This window comes from Rhizobium sp. 862_C5_N1_2 (assembly GCF_051811205.1).
GTDB lineage: Bacteria > Pseudomonadota > Alphaproteobacteria > Rhizobiales > Rhizobiaceae > Rhizobium > Rhizobium leguminosarum.
Window position 1 is genome coordinate 441,658 of sequence record NZ_JBPWPT010000002.1, and the last position, 25,347, is coordinate 467,004.

At 60.4% G+C, this 25,347-nt stretch carries 3 protein-coding genes (1 of these 3 only partly in view); all 3 read right to left on the reverse strand.

Features of this window, described 5'->3' with window-relative positions:
- Tightly spaced (each overlapping or abutting the next), the 3 genes in view from ACD590_RS26415 to ACD590_RS26425 form a layout consistent with a single transcriptional unit that may run on beyond the window.
- Positions 1-924 carry an efflux RND transporter periplasmic adaptor subunit gene (locus tag ACD590_RS26415; protein ID WP_439003731.1) on the reverse strand — a complete coding sequence of 308 codons (924 nt, stop codon included), beginning with the start codon at positions 922-924 and terminating at the stop codon, positions 1-3.
- Positions 908-1,288, reverse strand: a complete 381-nt coding sequence (locus tag ACD590_RS26420; RefSeq protein WP_439003732.1) for a DUF3467 domain-containing protein — start codon at positions 1,286-1,288, stop codon at positions 908-910. The genes ACD590_RS26415 and ACD590_RS26420 overlap by 17 nt, the downstream gene beginning before the upstream one ends.
- On the reverse strand, positions 1,285-25,347 hold the 3' portion of the coding sequence (locus ACD590_RS26425; protein ID WP_439004049.1) for an Ig-like domain-containing protein. 6,384 nt of this gene lie beyond the right edge of the window; 24,063 of the gene's 30,447 nt are visible here — the last part of the coding sequence; its start codon lies beyond the right edge, outside the window; the stop codon is at positions 1,285-1,287. The genes ACD590_RS26420 and ACD590_RS26425 overlap by 4 nt, the downstream gene beginning before the upstream one ends.

A 25,347-nucleotide genomic window follows, 5' to 3' on the forward strand; every position in this document is an offset into this window, starting at 1 on the left:
TCATTCCACCGTTTCTCGCATCACATGGGCATAGTCGGCGCCATTGCCCTTCGGCCCCTTGGCGGCAGATCCGGCATGAAACTTCACGGTGCATTGAAGTCCGGCCGGGATCTTTCCATCGGGGTTATCGAGCTTCAACCTGACGCCGAAGGTCGCGCTCGCTGCATCGATGAAGGGGTCGACCAGCAAGACACTCGCAACAAACCTTCCAGCCACCTCAGTTGGAGATACCTCAGCGAGATCGCCAAGCCGCACATTCCCGAACCGCTTCAGTGGCAGGAAGACCTCTACGTAAAGCGGATCTACGCGAAGAATGCTGAGCACGTGCGCCTGATCGTGCAGATACTCACCAGGCGATAGCGACCGTTCAACGACAATCCCGTCGAAGGGACTGCGAATAATGCGCTGCTCCACGAGCGTTTCGGACCGCGCGGCCTCAAGCTGCGCCATGTGGAGGTTGAGTTCGGCCTCGCGCACCGCCTGCACCGAAAGCTTGAGTTCCGTATCGGTTTCGTCACGGCTCTCCTCGGGCGCTGCGGCGGCCTTGGCAAGCCGGGTCAGGCGTTTTGTCTTCCTGGAGAGAAATTCGAGCCGGGACGTGGTGGAGCGGATTTCGTGGTCGTTTTCGGCGCGGGCACGGGCTACGGCAAGCGCAGCACGCTCGACGTCGGCATCAAGCTCGGCAACGATCTGACCGGTTTTCACATGGCTGCCGCGGTCGACATAGACGTTTTTGACAAGTCCCGATACTGAGGCGCCGAGCTTGGCCTGCGCGCTTGCCTCGATGAGACACGACGCGTCGAAAGAGGCTTCGTCCTGCGCCAGAGCTGGGCCTGGCACGACACCAATGGCGGGCAGCGCCAGCGATGCCGCCATCACCAAGCCGGAAATGCGCGAAGACCTGTATCTAGTGCAGTTCTCCATAGCGCCTCTCGTGATCTTCGATGAGTTTTGTCATGAGGTCCCTGAAGCGCTTGGCGGCAAACGGGCTCAAGACGATCCGATGGTGCAGCTCGATTTCGAGATCCCGCTGGGGACGATTCCAATTGTGATTGGTCCCAAAATTGAGAACGACCTCCTCTCGCGTGCTCGTCGCGTTGCAGACGTTGCAGTAGGTGCTTTTGAGGTTCGCTGTGTTTAAACGCACGGGCGGCGGCGCTTCGCCCGACTTAGTTTGCGATTGCGCATGCGCAGCATTTCCGCTGTCTGCCGCCACCGTGACTTTTCCCATTTCCACGTCTGCAGCCTCGTTCGATAAAGGTGTCGGGTTCCTCACCAGACGGTTCATATTCGCCTCCTGTGCTGTTCCGAGGTCGATGCAATTCTGATGCCCGCGTTCGGGTTTTGAGCTGCAAGCGCGTTCACAACAAAAGGAAAGGCCCATTTCGGATCTGCCGCGGGCGGCGAGTTTCCGGATGCTGGTGCCGACATCGGCGCTTTCAGGTCGATGTTCGGACCGCTTGCATCTGAAGAGGAAGAGCCTCCACCGCCAAACAGGCTCCAGGCGGCTATCGCGCCTGCGGCATCCGGGAGCGAAAGCTCGTCGGTGTGCGGCGGCGATGCCGCCTTGGTGGCAGTGCTGACCTGGGTGCCGACGGGCGCAACTGATTGTTGCAGCGCTGTTAACGGTGTAGCTCCGACGATCCCGACCGCACTGAGTTGCACCGACGGGCTGGCCTCCGGCATTGCGGGTACGGAAACCTTGCCTGAAACATCGCTTCGGGCTGAGCCTTGTTCCAGGGATGTCAGTCGTATCGTGTCGATGCTCGGAAATTGCACCTTCACCTTGGCGGGGATTGCCGGAATCTCGCGCTGATCACAGCCATCGATCTCCAGCTGCAGCGTGTTCGCATCAGATTTCGTAATCGCCCCGCTGAGATCGAAATCGGCGATGGTCAACGGATTGATCAATGGCCAGGCGGCAAATCCGCGCCCTCGGTTTGCCGCTTCGCCCGAGATGAGCTTCACGTCGGCTTTGGTGTAGGTCGCATCCCTGTTTGCGTCACCGATGTAACCAACCACCTGCAGCGCGTCGTCGCCAATCACTTTCCCTTGCGAGCCGTTGACGCTCTCGACCGTCACATGCAGGATCTGCGCTTCTCCGTAGAAGGCTGTGACCGGCACGTAGGCCGTCAGCGAGACGATCTCAAGCGAACCGCTCTTCAGCGCCTTTGTCGTGGAGATCGTCACACGAGCCTGTTTCGTTCCGTCCGTCTTCGGTTGATCGGAAAAGGTCAGTTTCGAGCCCTTCGGCAGGTCGGTTCCCAAGGTGGCACCGGTGATCGTCAGCAGCGCCGGATCGTAGTCGATCGTGAAAACGAGAGATTTGACGCCACCGACACTGCTGAACGTGACCGGCAGGCCCATTTTGCGTCCCAGGATATCCACGATCTGGCCCGGACCGCGCATGAAGTCGCTGAGGCTGATAAAGCCGGTCGCCTTTTCCCGCTTGACCTCGAAGGTGGCGATGAAATTGTCGCCGGGCGTACCGTCATGATTGCCGTCGAGGTTGCCGTAGCCGTCGTGCAAGGCGTTGGCGCCGCTGCGCAGCACGACGCGATAGCAATCTTCCTGCAATGGCCCGGATGGGTCGCAGGAGTAATCCAGGCCGCCTGTCTGGATGAAAACAAAGCCCGCGCCGTCCGCATCGACGACGATGGAGCCATCGATGGTCCCGGACCTTTGCCCGATCAGTTGGACATCGGCTGGACCAAGAGTCTTGCCTTCTCCGGGATAGAGGTTGAACGTCGACAGGTCGAAGGCATGGTTGAAGCGCACCTCAAATCCGGAGATGGTCGGCGTGAAACGTTCGACCACCAGCCAGTCGGCCTCTGTCGTGACCTTCAGCATCATCGGCGCTTTGAACGTGCCGTCCTCGTTGGTCACACTCGCGCCAACAGAGAATGTGCCTGCCTCGCGATAGACATGGTTCGCATTGGACGGGCTTCCATTCAGCGTTTCGACGAGGCCATCGCCCCAGTCGATCGTCCAGGAGCGGATCGTGTCCAGCCCAGGGTCGGCGGTGGCCAGCGCTATCGTGTAGAGTTCACCGATGATCGCACGTGCCGGGCCTGCGATCGTGATGGTGGGCGCGACATCGGTGACGTGGATCGAGAAGCTCTTCTCGCTGGCGCCGCCCTTTGAGTCGGTGACGCGCAGCGTGACGGAATGGATGGCATTGCCGTCTCGCGCAGCCCAGCGGAACGCGCCCGTCCCGGCATCTACGGTGGCGCCGTCAGGCCCCGACACGAGCGAATAGGTGAGCTTTTCCCCATGGTCCGGGTCGCTCGCGACAGGCACGAAGGCGACCGTATCACCCTCCCTGACGCTGAGGTTGGGAAGGGTGCCGAATCTCGGCGCGTCGTTCAGCCCCTTGATCGTAATCGTCACGCGTGCGGTCGACATCGCGCCGGAACGATCCTTGACGGCATAGGTAAAGCTGTCGGTCGCGATTTCGCCGGCGGCAAGGGCGGCAAAGGCGCCATTCGGATCGTAGGCATAGCTGCCATCGGCTGCCATGGTCAGCCGCGCTCCCGAGACCAGGACGATCGTCTGGCCGACGGCCTGGCCGGAACCATTAACGGCAACGACGGTCAGCGCATCGCCAATGTCGGTGTCCTTGTCATTGGAGAGAACCCCGTTTTGGGCTGACACTGCGAGGCCCGTATTCTGGTCCGTCGAAGCACCGTCATCGGCGGCTTGAGGAGCATCGTTGCGGCCGTTGACCGTTACCGTCACCATTGCGGTAGATGCGGCGCCTGCGGCATCGTGGACGGTGTATCTGAAAACGTCCTGTGCCTTCGCACCTTCTGCAAGAAGTTCGAAGGCACCATTCGGGTCATAGCCGAAGGTCCCGTCGGCATTCAGCGTGACCTTTCCTTTCGTTCCAGTCGTATCGACGTTGACGACGAGGCTCTCGCCGGGATCGACATCGGAATAGGAGGGCGTCAGCAGGACAGGCGGGCCGTCTTCCGATACCTCGCCGGAGAGAGCCTGTGCGACCGGCGCGTCGTTCACCGGTGTGATGGTAAGCCTGAATTCGTCGACGGCTGCGAACTCGCCGTCGCTCGCCGTCACTCTGATGTCGAGCACCCCATTAAAATTGAGGGGCGGGGTGCCCAAGAAGGTTCTGGTGACGGGATCAAATGAAAGCCAGGCTGGGAGCGGGTCGCCATTTGCAAGCGATGCGCCATAGGTAAGCCCATCGCCGTCCGGGTCACTGAAGACAGACGCAGGAAGGATGAAAGTCCACGCGGTGTCTTCCGGCGAGGACTGGTCGGCGATCGCGGCTGCAACGACCGGCGCACCGTTTGTCGACGTGACCTCGATGCGGACCGTCGCAATGTTGCTGACAGCCGTTCCGTCGCTGACGCGGTAGGTGAAACTGTCGCTTCCTGTGAAATTCGCGGACGCGGTATAGGTTACGGTGCCATCCGGATTGACGATCACCGTTCCCGAGGCGGGCGCGCTCATGATTGTGACCGTGAGTGTCGAACCTTCGGCGTCGCTGTCGTTGGCGAGGATGGCGATGACCTTCGATCCGTTCTTCGCAACCGTCGCCGCATCGTCGACTGCAACCGGCTTGTCGTTGCGGCCGAGGATCGTGATCGTGACCTGTGCCGTCGATTGGGCACCGGCGGCATCGGCCATCGTGTAGGCGAAACTGTTGATTGCGGACTGGCCATCGCCGAGGACCTCGAAAGCATCATTGGGATCATAGGCAAAGGTGCCGTCGGCGTTCAGGGTCAGCTTGGCGCCAGAGGTCAGCGTGACCGGCTGGCCGACTGCGGCGGCGATGCCGTTGACGGCGACGACGGCGTTGCTGTCGCCGGCATCGACGTCGAGATCATTGGCAAGCACGCCGTTCGGCAGGGTGACCGAGAGGACGCTATTCTCGTCGATCTCCCCGACATCCTTGACGGCGAGCGGCGCGTCATTCTGCCCGGTGATCGCGATCGTCACCACGCGGGTCGAGGAGAGGCCTTCTTGGTCGGTGACCGTATAGTGGAAGCTGTCGGTGGCAACGGCGCCCGCCTTGAGGGTTTCGAAGGCACCGTTCGGATCGTAGGTGAAGGTGCCGTCAGCGTTAAGGGAGACGCTGCCTTTCGTGCCGGCTGTGTCGAGGCCGAAAGTGTGAACATCGCCCGCATCGATATCGGTGAAAACCGGCGCCACGATTACCGCCGGGCCGTCCTCCATCGCATGTGCGCTCGCATCTTCGGCGACCGGCGCATCGTTGACCGGCGTGACGGTCAGCGTCACGGTTGCGACGTTGCTCACGGCAATCCCGTCGCTGACCCGATAGGTGAAGCTGTCGGCGCCGAAGAAGTTGGCCTTCGGCACATAGGTGAAGGTGCCGCCTGCACCCAGTGTCAGTGTCCCGTTCGCCGGCCCTGTGACGAGTAACGGCGTGAGGCTGTTGCCATTTGCGTCCGTGTCGTTGACAAGAACCGGGATCGCGATACTGCCATCTTCAACCACGGTAGCCGCGTCGTCTGTTGCAACAGGGGAGTGGTTTTCAGGTGCCTCACCGGTCACGAACTCGACGTCGTCGATGACGATCTGGCTGCCGACAGCCCCGAAACCGATCAGGTCGAAGTAGAGCTTAAGGGGGGTGTCGGCGGTGACGCCCGTGAGGTCGAGTTCGACTGTGACGGGGCCATCCGCGGGCACGCGACCGTCCTGGGCAAGGCCGGTCAGACGAATACGCGAGGTGGCAAAGACTGTCCCGTCGGACTGGACATTGAGGCTCGCATCGCTCTTCGACAGCCCGTTTGCCGAGATCGGCTTTCCATCGGCGCCGATGAGCGCAAACTCGAAGGCGTCGCCAGGGCTTGCCCGGTTTGTGGTAAAGCCAGCACTTTTTAGCGTGAAGCGCAAAGCCCGGGCGTTCTGGGGGACCGTAAACTCCTGTGTCGCACGCGAGCCTGTGCGTTCGCCCTCCGTCAGTGTCAAAACGCCCGACTGGATTGCTGCGGAGCCGGTCAGCGTCCAGCCGAAATCAGGCAGGGCAGCATTGGCGGACTCGAATGAGCCGTTCAAAAGTGCCCTGAGCGTGGTAGTGGCCGGGCCGACCAGTTCGGCGAGCAGCGCGCTTAGGTGATACTCGGCCTCGATCGCGTGCGACACGCCCTGCGGCGCGGCGGCAAGCGCCGCCTTGAGCGCCTCGATGTCGGCCGCCGACGGCAGGCGCCGGACGCCGACCGGAAGGGTTGGTGCCATCACGCTGTCGGGATCGGAGGAATGCCCGAGCCCGAGGACATGACCGATTTCATGGATCATAACCGTAAGCAGATCCGCTTTCTCCGGAGCGCCCGTGTCAGGCTTAGCAAGACCCCCATGAGTGGACTCAGACAGGTCGAACTCGCCGCTCTCCCAAGGCGTGGAATCAATGAACCAACCATTACCCGCAGATGTTCGATCGACGGTGATTGCGAACCCGGCAGTTTCTGCAATCTTGCCCCCAGGCAGGTCAGCGACCAGAATTTTCACGTCTTGTGCCAGTTCGACCGGCAGATCCGCGCTAGATGACCAGACTGAACGTGCCTGATCCAAAAGCTCCTGCAAAGCGGCTTCAGGAAGGTCCGGCACAACTTGACTTTCCGTCGGGCTTGCCGAGGAAAGCGCGCTGGGGATACTTGGGGCCAGGAAAGTTAGATGGAAATGCGGGTCTGTGCCCTCAGGGAATCCGGACGCACCCGTAAGATTCGTCAATACTTGCCCAAGTTTCGTTTGCGGGGTCCATCCGACAAACCCGAATTTTAGAAGGCTTAGGCCTTGGGCCCGTGCGGCGTCATATATCTGAAGTATATCCAGGGCAATTTCCGCCTCCGCTGCTGGCAAATTTTCCCTGACATATGTTGTGCGCGCTATCGACGGGCTGAATGGCGCAACTGTACCTGCACTGAGAGTGATATTATGAGGCATCGACCAGTCAATCGACATTCCGTCTCTGTGGTTAGCGTGAACAGTTGCGCCGACATCCGGGAATTCCGACAAGCTTGTCGCCCCCCTCGGATATCCCAGCCCGGGTCGCGCCGATTCCGCAGTCAGAATTGCATTCTGGATCCAGCTCGTTGCCCAACGTTCGTTCCCTAGAGAGCCGGTATTACTCTTGTAGTCCTCTAATAATACCCACCGGGGGGCATTTGTTGAACCGAGCCAGTACAGCGCGGTTGCGTTCACATCTCTACGGACGTTTCCAGCGTTTTCAGCTTCGGTGCCATGGTCCAGGTCAGGTGTAATTGGTTTTCCAGGGTTGGCATTCGTGCCCGCGGGTACTCCGTTGGCCAGCTGATGCAGAGCAGCATTAAAAAGCAATAGCGATTGCAGTGACACATCTTCAGAATAACTCGATCCCAATTTGCCGTCTGGGTTGTCGGATATATTGAAGATATACTTAGTTCCTGTATTACCGTTACGGTAAGTCACTATATTATCAAGCAAATGTCTCTGCCATCCGTTGGATACTCCATTAAAATCATTCAGATTTTCAGATTTCCATCCAACATAGCCAAGATATCTTAGTCGCTGTTCGATACGATATACGTCCAACGGTCTGTTGTCGGCTCCTTCTGCGCCAACCTTGTGGTCCTCTCCGGTTCTCACTGCATTAAAATTGCTCTCAGACCATTGTCCGGTGGTGTAACCGGGGCTTGTTATGATGCGGTTCTCGCTGTCGACGATGAAGTCAGTGACCTCAACGTTGAGTGCGCCTTTCAATGTTGCTCCGCCAGCAACGTGATACATAAACCGGCCAAAGACATTCAGAGTGTCGAGTCGGCCTCTGTACAATTCGCTCCCAGGTGTCAAAATCGCGCGCTTAAGTTCGGAGAACCCTACAATCTGTTCTTCACGGTATTGCTGAACTCTTAACAGATCTATATCGGGAACTACATATATCATCTTCCCTTTGGGAATCCTGGCGATTCCGTTGAATATTTCTATACTGCCAACACCATCGGATGTTGTATTTTCGTCGACAATATATTTATGACCTTTGTAAGTATATGTTGCGATTTTTCCTCCCACGAATGAGTCTACGTCGAGAAAGATAAAATCGATGTCTTTATGGCTTTGGTCCTCGACGAGTTTGAAGATATCAATGCGCGATACGTCGCCAAACTTTGCATTCGTGGCGATCTCCGTCCTTACATCTTGAGTCGCCATGCCTCGGGTCAATCCGCCTGTCGCAATCGGCGCGTGATTGAACCCGTCTGTAAAACCAACAGTCAGACTGGGATTGTTCGAGCCAGAGATCAGGAACCCCGATTCGGCATATTGCGCATAGTCGGCTCGGACATCGATATCAGGATTGATACCGCTGCGGACGCCCCGTAGAGGGTCGAACAAAGTTTGCAAATTTGGTGTAAACGTCGATCCAAAGTAAAGATCGTCGATTGCCCAATTATAAGTCGCCGGCCGATTGCTTCCGACGAATTGTGCCGGCTCGAGATATTTCTCCAACACGCCAGTCAGTTTTTCGATGTCGAACGCGAATACCGAGCCTTGAGCGGTATAGGACCCGTAGAGATACTTGCCATCACCTGAGATAGCGATCCCCTCGCCGAAACTGTCCGGGATCATGCGTGTTGCCGCAACGAGTCCCTGCAATTTGGTGTCTTCGTATTGCGGCAAAAAGAAGGGGTTGCGGAGTATGCCGATATTGCTGCCGGCCGGCTCTCCTGGATTGATTTCCGGATCATGCGAGTCCAGCCCGGCTATATAGCGATTGTGAGCGTAGACGAATCCGTATCGGAGGTCTGGAGTGAACACGAGATCCACGCCGTTGTTGACATCGAACGAATCCGTGTTGTCGGGCGCGAAAGGCGACTCAATATTGAGTGGAATATGATTGGAGCTTTCCCACTTGCCAGTTGTTGCATTGAATTTGAGGATCCCGATGCCCAAGGCGTCCGAGGATTTATCCACAAAAGCTATGAACTGCTCCCCACCTGGGCCGATTTCTACCCGGATCGAGTTTGGTTCGGAAATAGCTGCGCCACTAATGGTTTTGACCGTCGAGTTCGCTGACAAAACAAACGATGTTTGGTCCGGATTAACTCCTTGCTCATGATCGTGAGAAAGCGCTACCAGCCCATCGAGATTAGGTAGGTCGACGATTATCAACTTGCCCGGATTGGAATTCGGCTTCGCTGTAGATGATTGCCAAACATCCCGATTTGGGGCTGAGACGATCAGTTGCTTGCCGTCTGGCGTTAACACCAGATCGCGCAATCCGAACCCGGCATCTTCGACTTGCAGCGTCATAACGTGTTGATTAAAGCGAGAGGACATCGGATTGGTATCGATGACGTAGATCAGTCCGTGTCCGTTTGACGAGTGCTCTTCACTCACCAGTGCATAGTCCCCCGATGCGGTGAATGCGATATCGAAGGGCACCGCGCTGGGCGCGTTGATGAAGCGGATCGGATTTATACCGGGGTCTGTCAGAGATACATCGATCTGGCGAAGAGCAATCGTGTCGACGACCGCGACGCCCGCTCCGAAACGCATCGTCACGTAGGCGCGAGAATTGTCCGGCGTGATCGCAACATGATACGGATTAACGCTTAGTCCGGCTGGAACGCCTGTCGCTCCGAGATTGCCGACGGGGATGCGGGCAATGATCTCGGGGAGCAGAGTTGTACCGTCCTGCTGAAGAACCGGCCGCAATACATCGACCTGGTCAGCCGTTCCCGATCCGAATGCTCCACCGGAGACAGCTACGAATGTATCTGTGGCCTTGGGCTGAATACTGGCCGAATTGCTGTAGGACGTCTGAACCTGCCAGGTATCTAGCTTGACATTGGTCAGACGCGCAACGCTGAAAGAGGTGTTGCCGACAGAGATACCGGGCGGAATCCGTACCCAAATCTCGATAGTATCGGTGTCAATCACGACACTTTTCGTAATCTTAGCGATGGTGAGATTGTTGTATGTCAGAAACTCATCCGCTTTGCCGGCAACGACGTCCTTCAATTCAGGTTCTCGTGCGTTTAGTGCCTGGGGCCCGAAAACCACCCGAACGCTATCGCGAAGAGAGATCGGTTGAGGCGCGCCGGGCACCAGAGCCTGGTTGGGTTGAAAGTCGAACCGATTTCCGCGGATGACCAACCAGGGTTCAACCTGACCTGTTTCATTCTTGAATTGTATCTCTGCCGTGGAGATCGCCGGTGGATCCCATTTTGCTACCGAGCCACTATCTCGTCGGATGGTCAGGCTCGTGCTGACGTTGTTGACAACCCCTTGGTTCAATTCGACATTCAGTCCATCCAGCTGAAGTCCACCGTCCGGTTTTATGACAGCCATCTTGAGTGCAACGGAACCTACCGGTAGGGCGAGCTGAAAAGTTCCAAGCGGACCAAGGGTCGCGCCTATCACTATCCCTCCCGGCAATTGCGTGTAAGCGAAGACTCCGGCCGAACCCGAGGAATCGAATTGATGATCTATCTGAACTTGGCCGCGAAGGACGCTGATGTTCAAATCCGAACTGGCGAGTATATAATTTCCGGTCTGTTTGATCCCAGCGGCGGGCGGCGAGGCCGTCCGAGCAATGCCATCGGATCCGACAATCCCGGTCTCGACCTCTTCCCAGCCCTGAACGAATCCATCTGAGGTCGGGAAAATCGAAAGTCGATAGAAGATTACGTTGCTGCCTACTGCAAGATTGGTAGAAATCGCGAGTTGAGCAGGAACGGCAAGCTCTTTGTCCCCAATGTCGATGCTGAAGGCCCCACCGAAAGTCCATCCCAGATTTTGCGGTGGGACAGCTATGGGGAGGTCGGCTTCAGTCAGCCGCTCGATCTTAACCGTATTCGTTTCGGACAGCGCGCCAGGGGCTACGGTGATCTGATTTCCGGTGGGATCGTCGACGACCGACCCCTCCGGTCCAACGGCAGTCGGTCCGACATTCGGCGTTAGCACTTTCACCTGCAGCAATGCTTCGCCATACTGGTAGATTGCCGTCACAACCGCATCACCCGGCGCTTTGGCGATGATTTTGCCGTCAGCCGTGACTTCGATGATGTTGCTGTCGCTGACCCAATAGCGCGTGCCGTTCGCGGCGGAGGCGATATCCGACTCCGGATCGTTCTCGGTGGTCATCAGTTTGATCTGCCGCGAACCTCCATTGGCGGATAGAGACACTGCGTCGGGATAAATGTCGAAGCTAAGGTTTGACTGTTCCTCGCCACTCTCTTCATCCTCAACATCAATAGTTGAAATCGAGAAAGCCGTAGCCGCCGTAAGTGATCCATGGGTTGCTACGAGCGCTCCGGTACCCGCGCCTTTGCCCACCAGGAAGTTTCCCTGAAAAGCCGCAGCCGCTGGATTGGTCGACGACAGACTGACGTAAGAAAGAGCCAACTCGACATCGGCCTGATCTGCAAAATAGCCGACAAGCTTCACCTCTGTTCGCTCACCGGTAAAGAGGCGAGGTGTGCGCGAGACAAAATCAAGCCCAAGCAATGCCGCGTCAGACACGCTAACACCTACAGTGACTGGCGCAGAGCTTTGATAGCCATCGTCGGCAACAATCGTGAAACTGGCTTGCCCCGCAAACCCCTCCTCGGGCACGAAAATAACAGATTTGCCATCGGTTGAGAGGCGAGCAATTCCATGCTCTGCCCCGAGCAGGCGCACGAACGTCGCGTCCGCTTCCGGATCGGTAATCAGATTCCCGACAGAGGCTGTAAATGTGAGATCTCTGTGGGTCTTGAAGTTGCCAGTGACGGCGACTGGTCCGCGGTTCGGCCGGTATCCGAGATTCTGGAAGAGGAGCTGGGTATCGGCGCTGTCGATCCTGCCGTCCTGGTTGGCGTCGGCGGCCGCGACATAGCCTGCCTGTCCGGCCGTCGTCCCCTTGGCTGCGAAGGCGAGGGCGGCATCGGTTCCGTCGACCTTGCCGTCGCGGTTGGCATCGCCGGCAACGAAGAGCTCCAGGCTGTAGGCGCCTGCGCTCTGGGCATTCGCGCCGCGAATGTTCAGAAGCTTGAGGCCGGCCTGGTCGATCTTGTAGAGCGCGAAGGATTGACCGGCCTCCGAGCGGCTGGCAATCAGCGTCGCTCCCTGAAGCTCTGGCAGGGCGAATGCTGCCGCGCCGCCGGCGCTCGGTTTCAGGATCACGCCGAGATAGAGGGAGCCGCCGTCGGTCGCATCGAGCTCCGATGGGCGGATGTTGAAGGTCAGCCGGTCGGTGACGCCTGCCGTCAGAACGCCTTGATGCGCGTCGGCAAGGTAGCCGGTTGCAGCACCGAGGTCCGCAGTGACCGGAAGGGACGTTCCCGATGCGTCGATCACGACACCGGTCAGTTCCGTCCCGCCGATCAGCACAAGCCGATGATCGGCGTCGTAGCCATAGGTTCTCGATGTCGCCCCGATCAGGTCGCGGACGAGTGTCAGATTGCCCTCGGCGTCATAGAGATAGGCAAACGAGCGCCCGTCGGTCGTGACCGCACGCGTGATGCCGTGTTCGCCGCCGGTAAAGGCGATACCCTGGCCATCGGCGGCAAAGATGCCGCTGTCTGCGACGGTCAGTCTCACACCATCCGCAAACCGGATCGAGGTGACGCCGGCGGCACCGTCGATGGCGTAGACCGTTCCGTCGGGGCCGGTGAGTTCGAAGTCCTCGCGGCCGTCGAACCCGGACGGGTTGAAGGGTCGCCCGCTTGCCAGATCATAGAAGCGGTCGCCGACACGCGACAATTCGCTGTCGGCCACCTGCAGGCTAAAGGCCACGCCAGCATCGGCGCGGAAGGATGGCGTATAATAGGTCAGGCCCGGGATACGATGCTCCTCGGCCTCGAAGGTGAAGCCCACGCGTTCACCCGTCGGGAGCGTGGCATAGACCCGCGTTCCGTTGCGGAATGGTCCGGAGGTACCGGACGCCTGCTGGCCCGTAGGCGGGACGTCGGTATCGATGCGCACGTCCTTCAACGCCAGGTGCCAGCCGTTCCCGAAGCTGCCGGCTTCGTTGCGGGCAAGCGGATCATAGATGCGCGTCAGCGCGACCTGGTGACCGGACAGCGTGACAGAGAGGTCGGTCTCGGCACGGAGTGGCGGCTTGATGCTGTTGATTTCGATCTGCGTCTCGACCCGCACCAAGCGGCCGGCCATGTCCACGGCGGTCAGCCGCAGGCTGTAGGTGCCATTTGCAAGTTGCGCGGGATCGATTTGGGCGAGGGCGGAGTTGGCGACAGGACCGCTTCCATCAGCGATGCTCCTCCAGTTGCCGGCGCCGAATTCGGTAATCTCGAGGCGCCAGGTGTCGAGGTTGGAATCGACGATCGAGCCCAGAATATCCGCCGTGCTGTCAAATCGCTTGCCGACGATTGTCGCGCCGAACGAGACCTGGGGTGCAAGCATGTCGGCCGGATCACGCACCCTGAGAATGGATGTACGGGTGGCGACGAGGCCGTCCGCGTCGGTTGCGGTTGCGACGATCTCGCTCTGTCCGGGCAGGCCTGCCGTGATGCGCGCGCGACCCTGGCTGTCGAGGGAGAGCAATTGCCCGTTATGACGCACTTCGAGCTTGCTGATATCGGCAAATCCCGTCGCGATCACATGCACGAGAATGTCCTGGCCCGGAACGGCAGGGAAGCTCGGCGTCTGTTCGATGACAATGCTCGGCAGGTCCGGCATCGTCGTGGCGCGCAGGACCACCGGTTCCAGCACGCTCGTCCGGCCGTCGGACAGGCTTGCGAGCACGAGATAATCGCCGGCCTGGCCGGGTCCCGGCGTCCAGCGGATCTCGCCGGTCGCCGCATTAAGGGTCGCGCCTTCGGGCAGGCCTGACGCCGTATAGGTCAGCGTGTTCTGGCTGTCCGGATCGGTCCCCGAAAGACGGAACACGAGTTCGCTGCCGAGCACGACCTGGTGGTCGGAGACCTTGAGAACCGGCGGACGGTTGGTGTCTGCGATGCTGATTTCGACATTAAGGGTCGAAAGCGCGCCCGACGGGTCGGTGGCGCCGAACTGGATCGTGTAATCTCCGGCCTGGCTGTAACCCGGCGTCCAGGTGAACTTGCCGGTCTTGCGATCGAAGCGGGCGCCTTGTGGCAGGGGAGACAGGACGGAGTAGACGGCCGGATCCTGGTCGATATCGCCTGACAGCACGCTAAACGCCATCTCGGCGCCTTCGCGGCCGGCCTGCGGGAACATCGGCACCAGCTCGGGCGCGCGATTGACATTTTCGACCTTGAGCGCGATCGTCTCGGAGCTCGACCTGTTGCCGTCCGAGGCGGTGATCACAATTCCCGCATAGTCACCGGCGGCAAAGTAGTTCGGCGTCCATGACAGGAGGCCGGTCTTGGCGTCGAAGGATGCTCCGCCCGGCAGGTTGGTCACGGAGAAGGTGATCGCGTCATTGTCCGGGTCGATGGCCTTGAGCTGCAGATTGAAGGCACTGCCTTCGGTAAGGGACTGGTTGCCGATGGGCAGCAGCACGGGCGCGGCGTTGGCAGCGCGCACGACAAGCCGGATCGACTGCTCATCGAACAGTGTCGCATAGGCACCGGCATTGCCGTCGTCGGTGACCCTGAACGTGATCGTGCGTTGACCAATGTCGCCGGCCGAGGGCGTCCAGTCGACCCTGGCGGTTCCGTAGCCGGCAAGGGGCGTGATCGACATGCCGGCAGGCATGTTGGTGCCGGAGAAAATCAGGCCCGCCTGATCGGGATCGCGCGCCCTTATGACGAAGCTGAGCGTCTGGTCGGCAACGGCGACCTTGTCGCCAATGATTTCGAACAACGGTCTCTCGTTCGGTGCCACGACGGATGTGACGAAGCTTGCCACTGTCGTGCGGATATCGGCCTTGCCCTCAATGCCGCCGTCGTCCGTCGCACGAATGGTGATGAGATAGTTGCCGCGATCGTGGTCACCAGGGGCAAAGCGGATGACACCGCGATTTGTCGCGGTCTTGAAGAATGTCGCCAGGCCTCCCGTCGCCGTCAATTCCACCGGGGTCGTGTCGACCGCCGGTCCGCCTGCCGTCGGCTGGCGGCTGAGGTAGACCGACCAGGTCAGCGGGTCGCCGTCAGGGTCGGACACGTCGATCGGGATTTCCAGACTATCACCGCGATTGACGCTCTGGTTGACCGGCGTCGGCACGACCGGCGCACGATTGGCGTTCACGACATCGACAATAATGTTGCGCACGGAGATAGCTGGCGTGAGGCCGTCACCGGTGTCGGTCGCGGTCAGGCGGAGGGTGTAGCGCCCGGCCTGGGCGTAACCGGGCGTCCAGCTGAAGAGACCGGTCACCGCATCGAAGCTTGCGCCTTCCGGCAATCCCTCGATGGCATAGCTGACCGTCGGCGCTGTGCCGTCGAGCGGCGTCAGGCTGCCGTCAGTCTTGCGATCCTGCGGTACGAACCCCGGATTGTCCGGATCGAAGGCGAAGGCGCGGAAGGCCAGCGGTTGGTTTTCGAGCAGGCGGAATGGCCCGAGTTCGTCGAAGACGGGGGCTCCATTGGCGTTCACCACGGTAAATGTCGTGGTGATCTCGGTGGTATTCGTCCCGTCGCTGACGCTGAACGGTATGATATAGGTGCCGGCCTGCGTGAAGCTCGGCGTCCATTCGAAGGCGCCGGTCGCCGGATCGAGGAAGGCGCCGCCTGGAAGGAGCGCGCTGGAATAGGTCAGGGCGTCGCCCTCTGCATCGCTCGCACGCAGGCGAATGCGGATCGGATCGCCTTCGCGCACAGTGCGGTCGGCGACCGGCGCGATGGTCGGCGCCTGGTTGCCCGGCTCGACCACAAGTGTGAAACTGTGCAAGACGGTATTGACGCCATCGGTCACCCCGAGAACCACGCCGTCATAGGTGCCGGCCTGGTTCCAGCCCGGCGTCCATTGCAAAAGGCCTGTCTCGGCATTCAGCACCCCGCCCGGAGGGAGCCGGTCGGCAAAATAATGCAGGCCGTCACCATCCGGATCAAACGCGTTCAGAGCCAGGGCAAACGCCTCGCCTTCGCGAAGACGGATTTCGCCTGGAAGCTCCTGCACGACCGGCGCCTGATTGCCGCCGGCGACCTGGATCGCAAAGGCCTGCGTTGCATAGCTGCCGCGATTGTCATAGGCGCGCAGCACGACGCTGACCTGCGCGGGGCTGGCCGCGGTCGGCGACCAGGTCAGCAGGCCGGCGCTGTTCAGGCTCATTCCGTCCGGTCCGTCGAGGAGCAGATAGGTGACGGGATTTGCATCGGGATCGGCTGCTGCCAGTTGATAGGAATAGGCCTCGCCGGCGGTCGCTGTCGTCACCGGCACCGAGGAGATGACGGGGGCGCGGTTGGTGGCGGGCATCGCAAAGACGCCGTGCCCGATCGACAGATGCTGCAGCTGGGCGTTGCCGATCGTGACCGTCTGGACCGTGGTCGACGCGCCGGGAGGCAGGCGCCCATTTGCCAGGGCCTCGCCGAGATTGATGAACCAGAGCCCGCCGGCCTGGAGCGACGCGCCGATCGGCTGGCCCTGGAAATATTGCGATGGATCGAGCACGAGGGTCAGCGGCGCCAGGATGTCGCCATCGCTGATATTGGTGATCCTGACATCGTAGGAGACCGTGCCGTCGGCCCGGCTGGACCTGACCGTGCCGAACTCGATCGACAGCAGTGCCGACAGGTCGCTGATGGCCGTGAAGTCGCTTTCGAAGGGAGTGCCGAGTTCGCTGCCCTGAATGCTCTTGACGTGTTCGCCGACGCCCAGCGTGTAATCCCCGAAGTCGAGCGGGTCAATCGAAAGACGGACCGTGCGCGTGGCGACATCATAGGCTGCGCTCTTGATCGCAATGGCACCGCCGAGAGCTTTCGTCAAAGCGTAGTTGGCAAGATTGAGGACGGACCCGGCTTCCGTGCCGTCTCCTGCAAGCATGTCCTGGTCGAAGGTGACCGCAATTTCTGCAAAGGGCAGGGGAACGGCAGCGCCGTCCGCCGGGTTCGTAAACGCCACTTTTGGCGCGACGATCGGGCTGATGACGTCGATCTGGTGCGACTGCGCCACCAGTATCCGGCCGTCGGACGTCGTTGCGACCGTTTCGCCCCAGCTGCCGTTCAGCGCGATCGTGACTTGCTGCAGAGTCGCGAGATCGACCGCAATCAGCCTCGAACCGGACGTCTGGCCATCGGCGAGATTGTTCGAAATGAACAGAAGCCCTTCGAGCGTCGTTCCCGCCTTGCCGAAGGCGATCGAATCCACCTCGGTTGAAAGCGACAGGATCCGGGTGGCGCGTCCCTTCTGATTGAAAGTAACGACGTCGCCGCGGTCCGGCCAGGTGGTGCCCCAAAGCTTGCCGTCCGGCCCGAAGGCGAGATCGTCGACGCGCACGGCGCTGAACGCCGTAAACGTGTGCTTCACGGGATCGAAGATCTCGATCCCGCGTCCGGACGATACATAGATCTTGCCGGTGGCCGGATCGATTGTCAGTGCCTGGGTGATGCCGTCGCCGAAGCGCGCCTGAACCGCCCCAGTCGCCGCATCTAGCAGCAGGAGCGCGCCGCCGCCGGTCGTCGCCCAGAGCTGGCCCTGCTGATCGAAGGCGAGGTCGAAGACGGGTTCATTCAGGGTGGCGATCGGCTGCCCGGCCTCGCCCCCGGTGCGGCTGAACTTGTAGATGGAACCACGATTGGTGCCCCCGCTTGCAAAGATGCTGCCGTCCGGGGCAACGACGATGGCGAGCGCGCCTATGCCTGCGTGGCTTTGCGGGATGTTCGAAGCAAAGACCTGGGCACTGAAGGGCCGGATTGCTGTCCCGAATTCGGAGGGATTTGCAGGCGGCGGGGGTGCCGGAATGGCCTGCTGGGCCTCGAGGAAGAGCGGGTTCGTCGACGGGGTCGGGGACGGTGCGGGCGCCTCGCCGAGATCCTCGCTTGTGCTGCCGACGTCAGGCAGATCACCAAGGTCGGGTCCGGACCCGTCGTCGGGCGCCAGCACGCCAAGCGGCGGTTTTTCGGTATTGCCGGCATTGTCGGTTGCGAGCGCCAGGAACTCGTAAGCGTGGCCCTCGCGCCCCTGGAAAATCGCGAACGACCCCGTCGTCTGGCGCTGCCAGATCTGGAAGTCCCCGCCATCCTCGGCGACATAGACGGTGACGTGTTTGACGCCGGACCCGCCGGCCTCGTCACTTGCGCTCCAGCGCACCTCGTAATTGGCTCCTTGGATGAGCTTTGCCGTCAGCGCCGTCTGTGGGCCGGCGGCATCCAGGGTCTGGACAAGCTTCACCGTCTCCTGCGGCGCCATCGTGTTGAACAGAACCCGGGCCTGGGCCGCAATCTTCGTGCCGGTGGCCAGATCGTCCTTGGGGCGGACGGAATAGCTGACCGAGCCCAGTCCCGCGCCCTGCGCATTGTTGGCGGGCAGGAGCCCGCGCGACATATCCTGGATCACCTCTCCGGTTTCGGGGTCGATCGCCTGCAGCACCCATTTCGCCGTCGCAGCGCCGATATCGATGCCTGCGGAGACCCGCAGGATGAAACCCTTCGAACGGGTGAAGTCGAAATCTCCCTGGAAGAGGGACCGGTTGTCCGGGATATGGACGCTGATATCGCCGATCTTCAGGTCGCCGAGACGGAACGAGTAGGGATCGAGATTGGGATCGAGTTTGGTGACGATGGTGATCTGGCCCGGATGGGCGGCCGCGTTCTGCGGATTTTCGAAGCGGATCGAATAGGGAAGGGCCGCGTCCGCTGGCAGAAACTGCTTGTCGCCGACCCCTTGCGGGCCGACAATGGTCGCCAGTTCGCCGACGGCTGCCGCCTGCTGGTAATAGCGGGAAAAATCGAGCGGCGTGAGTTCGTTCGAGCCAGCGACCGAGCCGAAGTCGGGCAATGGGACGGTGCTGCCGCCTGCGCCCCGCTGGTCAAACCTTATCCACGGCACGAAGACGTTGAAGTTCTCGAAATAAGTCCTTTGCGAAAGGCCAAGGTCGAAGTCGGAATAGTTCGACAGGGACGGGACCGGGATTTCGAGCGTGTAACAATCGTTCTCACGCTTTTCCCAATGGTCGATTGCGGCAAGCGTGCCAGGCTTGTCGCCGTACCATGTGTGGATCTGCTCGAAAAACGAGACCAGGTTGCCGTCGCTGCGGATTTCTTTGCCGGCCGCGCCAAACACTACGCCGGTGGACAAGAGCGACAGCAGGCTCTGGACCGTCGGATCCTGCACGATCGGCGGAGCCTGGTCTACTGGACGCAGGATGCCGGCAAGCTCGAGCGCAGCGAGATAACCGCTCTCCCATGCCTTCCCGTCGGCTGCGAGATTGAGCAGCGCAGCGTTGGCGCTTTGATCGGCGAGAATCTTCGTCCTCAGTTTTCCCGCATCAAGCCTCTGCTGCGCGATGAATTCGTCGCGCGTCATCGGTGTTGCCGCGGCAACGACGTTGAACCGGAAGGGGATGAAGAGCTCCCGGCATTCGTCCGGAATTGCGCCAAGCTTCATGTAGAGATCGTAGAGCCCCTGATACAGCGCATCGAGGGCCTGTGGACCGGCGTCGAGCTTTCCCCGCATCTCCGGCATTGCGCTGTAGACCCGCTCCTTGAAGGCCTCCCACGCGCGGTCATGCATCTCACGCAGGCCCGGGTAGGTCGCCACATTGAAGCTGAGTCCGGTGAACGAGCCAGCCGGCATGTCATAGACATAGCCAGGCGCCAGGATCGTGCCCGTGACATTGGCCTGCGATTCCAGACTTGCCCACGGCACGTCCTCGCCATTGCCGGGCTGGGTGCCGCCACGCAGGTTGGTTTGGAAAGTCACATAGGGTAGGTTGTAGATAACGGCATTCGTCTGGAGTTCCGGAATGCCGTAGGTGAAGTAAACATAGGGCGTGTCGACATTGGTCAGCGACTGGAACGAGATTCCGTAGGTTCCCGTGTCGCCGGCGAGCAGAACCCGGGGGCCGCCAAGCCCAATGGTGACGTCTGGCTCCAGCGCTCGCTCGATCAGATAGCGATAGGGCTCGATCGCGCTTGCTCCGTCGGGATTGATGACCTTGACGTCGTAGAGGCCGTGCGGCGCGCCGGTAAAATCGAAGGTCGCCCTGATATGGGTCGAATCAATGACCTCGTAACGTGCGGGTTCGTACTCCGCGATGCCGGGTCGAACGAGCTTAACGATGGCGGTCTTTGAGAACTTGGCGCCGTAGACGTCAAAGGTGACCCAGCGGCTGTCACCGCCTCTGTCGACCTCGACGCGGCTGATCGCGAAGGGTGCGATCTCGGCGAGCAGCGTGACCGCCGTGTCATTCTGCGGCTCGCTATGGCCACGAACCACGACATAGTATTCGCCGGCTTTGGTCGACGCGATGACTGCCGTCTGGTCGGCACGCAACGGATCCTGGTACATGGCATCGAAGAGGCTGCCGGTCGGCACGTCGCCGTAGCGAATGAACAGTTCGTTCGACGAGTTCGGATCGGATCCGGTCAATCGGACCTTCAGGGTTTCTCCCTGCGGAACGACGACGCGGAAGACGCGCACCTGATCTGTGCTGAGCGTCGTCTGCAAAGGCACGCCGACATGCATTTCATCAACGGTGACGGACAATGCATTGAGGGAGGGTGCGGTGTTGTTTTTCTCGGCGGCTGCGTTGAAGGGCCCTTCATAGACTTCGTTGTAGATGTCCGTGCGGACGATCAGCCGATATTGCCCGACTTTGCTCGCGGGCAGGGTGACTGGGAGGCTCGATGGGTAGCTCTCGTTGGTCAGAAGCGATCCGGTAAATCGCTTGGTTCCGAGAAGCCGGTCGTTGATATCCCACACCGCGTCCTCGGACAGATAGACGGCGTCCGTCCAGGATCCTTGCGCCGGATTGGCGCCCGGGTTGCGAACGCTCCAGCTGATCTCCACCGTTTCTCCCGCCTTCGCGGTCGACGGTGTCACGACATTATTGTCGACGACGAGATCCGACGGCGGGGGCAGCTCGAAGATGACCGGCTGGGCGCTGGCCCTTGCATTGTTTGTTTCGAGCTTTCCTTCGAACACGGCGCTTCGGCCCGTGGCGCTCGTCGGATCGGTGACGACAAACACGTAATATGTGCCTTCGAGACCGGCAGGCGCCTTGAGATCTTTCGAAAGCGTATAGCGCTGGCCGGCAGGAAGGCCGCCGGAATGGTCAAAGGCAGCGATGAAAAGATCGGCATCGAGGTCCAGATGCTGGTCGCGGGAGAGATAGACAAGGTCTGACCATTGGCCCTGGGAAGCACGCACGTCGCCCCGACCGGCGTTTTCGACCGTGAAGCTCACCGTGAAGGACTGTCCGACCGTGGCATGTTCAGGTGCCGAGACCGCTGAGACGATCAGGTCGGGCGGATCCCGAAGGTCGATGACGAGCGGCTTTCCGGTGGCATTGTTGCCTTCGCCCTGAAACTCGGGGACTGACCCGCCGTCCGGAACGAGGCCTGGCAGGTCGGGCGCGATCGTGCTTGGAAACGCGAATGAAAGATCCTGCGTGGACCGGGCGTCGGTTTCGACGATGATGTGGAAACCGCCCTCGATGAACTCCGGCAGGTCAACGTCCAGGAACGCGCTGTAACTGGCGCCGATGCTAAGCTTCCCTCTCCGCTCGAACGAGCCTAGCTCATAGTCTCCAGTGTCGAGCGAGCCGTCGCGTGACAGGAAAACACGATCGATCCATCCACCCTGCCGGGTTTCGCGCGTCCCGGCATTTTCGACCTGCCAGGAAATTCTGACCGTATCGCCTGAGATCGCCGAAGCAGGGATCAAGAGGTTGCTGACCTTCAGGTCCGGTTCGCGATAGGTGACGGCAATGTCCTGCCGCGTAATGTTATTGGTATTATTGGTCCCTTCGAACACCGATTCGAGATAATGGACCCGCACCTGGTCATCACCGGCCTTTGCCTCATCGAACTCTTGACTGACGGCTGTTCCTGCAGGCTCCGCATCGGTCAGCACGTAGATATAGTAGGGTCCCTCTGTGCCGGGCGGCAGGACAACGTCCGCACTTTCAGTGTAGCTTGCACCCGAACGCAACCCGCTTGCGTTGCTGTGGACATAGGTTGTCAGCAACTCCGCGCGCGGCGATGTATTGGCGCCGGAGCCGTTCTGGAAGGTCGGATTCCAGACCGGATCGCGCGAGAACCAGACCGAATCGATCCAGTAGGCGGTATCCGGCCAGACATCTGCGCCCTCATTCGTGACGGTCCACTTGATAGTAGTCTTTTCCCCCGAGAAATTCTCTGCCGGCACTTCGATCCGCGTCACCTTCAAATCGGCCGGATTGCGCGTGATCGTTGAGGAGGTGACGGCGCTGTTGTTGAGTTCGTTCGTCTCCGCGATGTGGCCGGTCCCGTCGGGATAGCGGGCATCGACTTCGACGATCAGATACATGCCCTGGATGGCAGGCGACAGGTTGTAGGTGCGCTCGGACGTTGCCGTTGCGCCGACCGCCAGTCCTCCGCTGCGCTCGAACGTTTCCAGCAGCCATTCCTTGGCGCCCGTCTCGCCGAGCGTCGGGCGGTCCGAAATCCAGACCCGTTCGCTCCAGCTCACTTCGCCGGTATCGCCCGGGCCGGCGTTTCCGACCGTCCATTTGACGGTATACTGGCCGCCGGCCTCAATCTGCGTCGGTCCTTCGAGCGATATCACCTTGAGGTCGGGCCGCTTGGCGATCGTCTCGGGACCGAGGACCTGGATCTGGCGCGCCTTATAATTGTTGTTGTCGAATTCGAAGGGATCGTCGGGATTGGTGTTGGTGGCGAGCGTGTCCTCGAGGACAACGTCGTAGGCGTCGCTCCAGGGCGTGATGAAGTAGAGGCCGGACGCAAGATCATCAGGGAGCTTGACCTTGATGATCTGATCGTAGCCTTGCCCGACGGGCAGCGCGCCGGTGTGCGCCACCGTTCCGAGCAGAATGCCGCCATTCTTCGACGGGTTCGGGCGGGTGCGATCCTTGGTCAGCCACACCGTATCGACCCAGCTGGCCTTGTCGGTCATGGCCGAGCCATTGTTGTTGACGGTGAACCTGACCTCGATTTCCGAACCGGCGACGGCCTGAACAGGAGCAACGACGCTGCCTGTCACCAGATCCGAAAGCGGCTTTGGTTCGACAAAAAACGCAAAGGCGCGCTCGTTGTTTGCGTCGTTGGGATATTCCTCGACCTGGTCCGTCGCATCGGTGCGGATGATCAGATAGGCGTCGCGCCGGAAGCGGATCGGTATTTCGATCGGTCCGGTGCTTGTCGTGTAGCGACCGCCTGGATCAAGCGCCAGCCCGTTGTCATAGGTGCCGACCAGCGTGTCGCCGGCGTCGATCTTGTTATCCAGGGACAGATAGACCTGATCCTTCCACTGGCCCGCCGTCGGCACGGTTCCCTGGTTGATGATGGTGAATTGAATGGAAGCCGTCGCTCCCGCCGGCACGCGCGCTGGAACGATCGCAGCATCCACCTGCAGGTCGGCTCTCGGCTTGAGCTGAACCCTTATGGTGCCATCGTCGCCCGTGCTGTTGTTCGTCGCAGCCGCGCCGTGTTCGTAGAGGAAATAGGTCGGCTCGGGGATGGTCGCATCATCGGCCGTCGGTACCAATGCGTTGGTGACGATGAAGGCGCGGTAGCTGCCCTCGATCTTGTCCGGCAGGCGGAAACGCTCTGTTCGCGTGTAGGACTGACCGGGGGCGAGTTCACCCTCATAGGCAAAGGTTCCGACCTGGATGTCGGGCATACTTGCGCTCGAGAGCGGACGCAGCACGATGCGGTCGCTCCAGGTTCCTTTCGCCACGCCTTGGCCAGTGTTGGCGACCGTCCAGGAAATATCGATCATATCGCCTTCGACGGCCAGTTCAGGGACCTTGATCTCTGTGATTGTCAGATCCGGGCTAGGAGCCAGGGCGATATCGATGACATTGGATGTCTTCTCGTTGTTTGCAGTATAGACGAACTCGTAGACACCGCCCGTCCGGGCAACGACCCTGTAAGGGCCCGAAAGCCCGTTCGGCAGGACGATCTCCGCCGACCTCGGGTAGCTGGCATCCTTCGCAAGGACACCGAGATGGACGAAGCGTGCCTCGGCGATCTCGTTGCCCGTATTATCAATCAATGTGATCGTGTCGACCCACTGGTCATTGTCCGTGACGCCGATGCCCTGGTTCTTGACAGTCCAGCTGACCTTGAGCCTGCCTCCGCTTGTTGCCGTCGGCTCAACTTCCACGTCCGTGACGGTCAGGTCGGCATAGGGAATGGGCACGATGTCGATGGGATGTCCCGGCGTGGCTGCATTGTCGGCTTCCGATCCGTTCTCGAACACCGCTGAGCGGGCGTCGGTGCGCACAAACAACGTATAGCGTTGCGAAAGGTCGCCAGGCAGGACGATCACCTCGCTGCGGGCATAGTGATCACCGACCGTAAGTGCTCCGTCATGCTCGAACTCGGCCAGAACCACATCATCGCTGTTGCCGAGAACAGCATCCTGCGACGCGACGATCGCGTCATGCCAGGACAGCATCTGTCCGATGCCTGTACCATGGTTGGTGACCGTCCAACCGACCGTGATGCGACCCGGATCACCGACTGTCAGGGTTGGCGCCGAGACATTGCTGACCGAAAGGTCGGCAAATGGCGCGAGCGTGACACTGAGCGGGCTGCTCGCGCTGTTATTGCCCTCGGCCTCGGGTTCACGCACGAGATTCTGCAGATCCGTGACCACCACCAGTCGGTAGGTGCCTGCAGCGGAAAGCGGCACCAGGACTGTGGCTTCACCGTCATACTGCTGCGAGATGCCCAGCCCGCCGGCATGGCTTATCTCGGCAAGCTTGATCGCATCCGCATTCAAGGTCTCGCCAGAGGAGAGGTAGAGAGTGTCGGTCCAATTGCCGAGTGCCGGTCCAGTGCCGGCGTTGCGCACATTCCAGCGGACCTGGATTATACTTCCCGAAACGATCGCGGCAGGGGCCTGAACGTTTGAAACAACAAGGTCAGGATGGGTGAGCGTGAATGCGGAGCTGCCCGCATTGTTGTCCTCCCTGTCGATCTCGTAGACCTCGCGACCCGCGTCCGCGACGACCAGAATGCGATAGCCGCCATCTGTGGCATCGGGAAGGGTCGCCTCGATCGATGCGGTGTAGCTTGCGCCGCGGGCGAGATCGAAAGTGCGCCGCAGCTCGCCAATCAAGATGGCGTCCGACAAGGTTCCGGTCTTGGAAATATAGACCTGGTCGGTCCATGGCGAACGAGCATCGCCTTCACCATCGTTGCGAACGGTCCATTCGATCTTCTGCCGCTCGCCGGGTACGCCCGCTGCCGGCGCGCTGACGCTTGTCACGGCGAGGTCGGCCGCCGGCGTTGACGACACGGCAATCGCCGATAGCGATCGGCCAATATTGTTTTCGGTCGCCTCGCGTTCATAGAC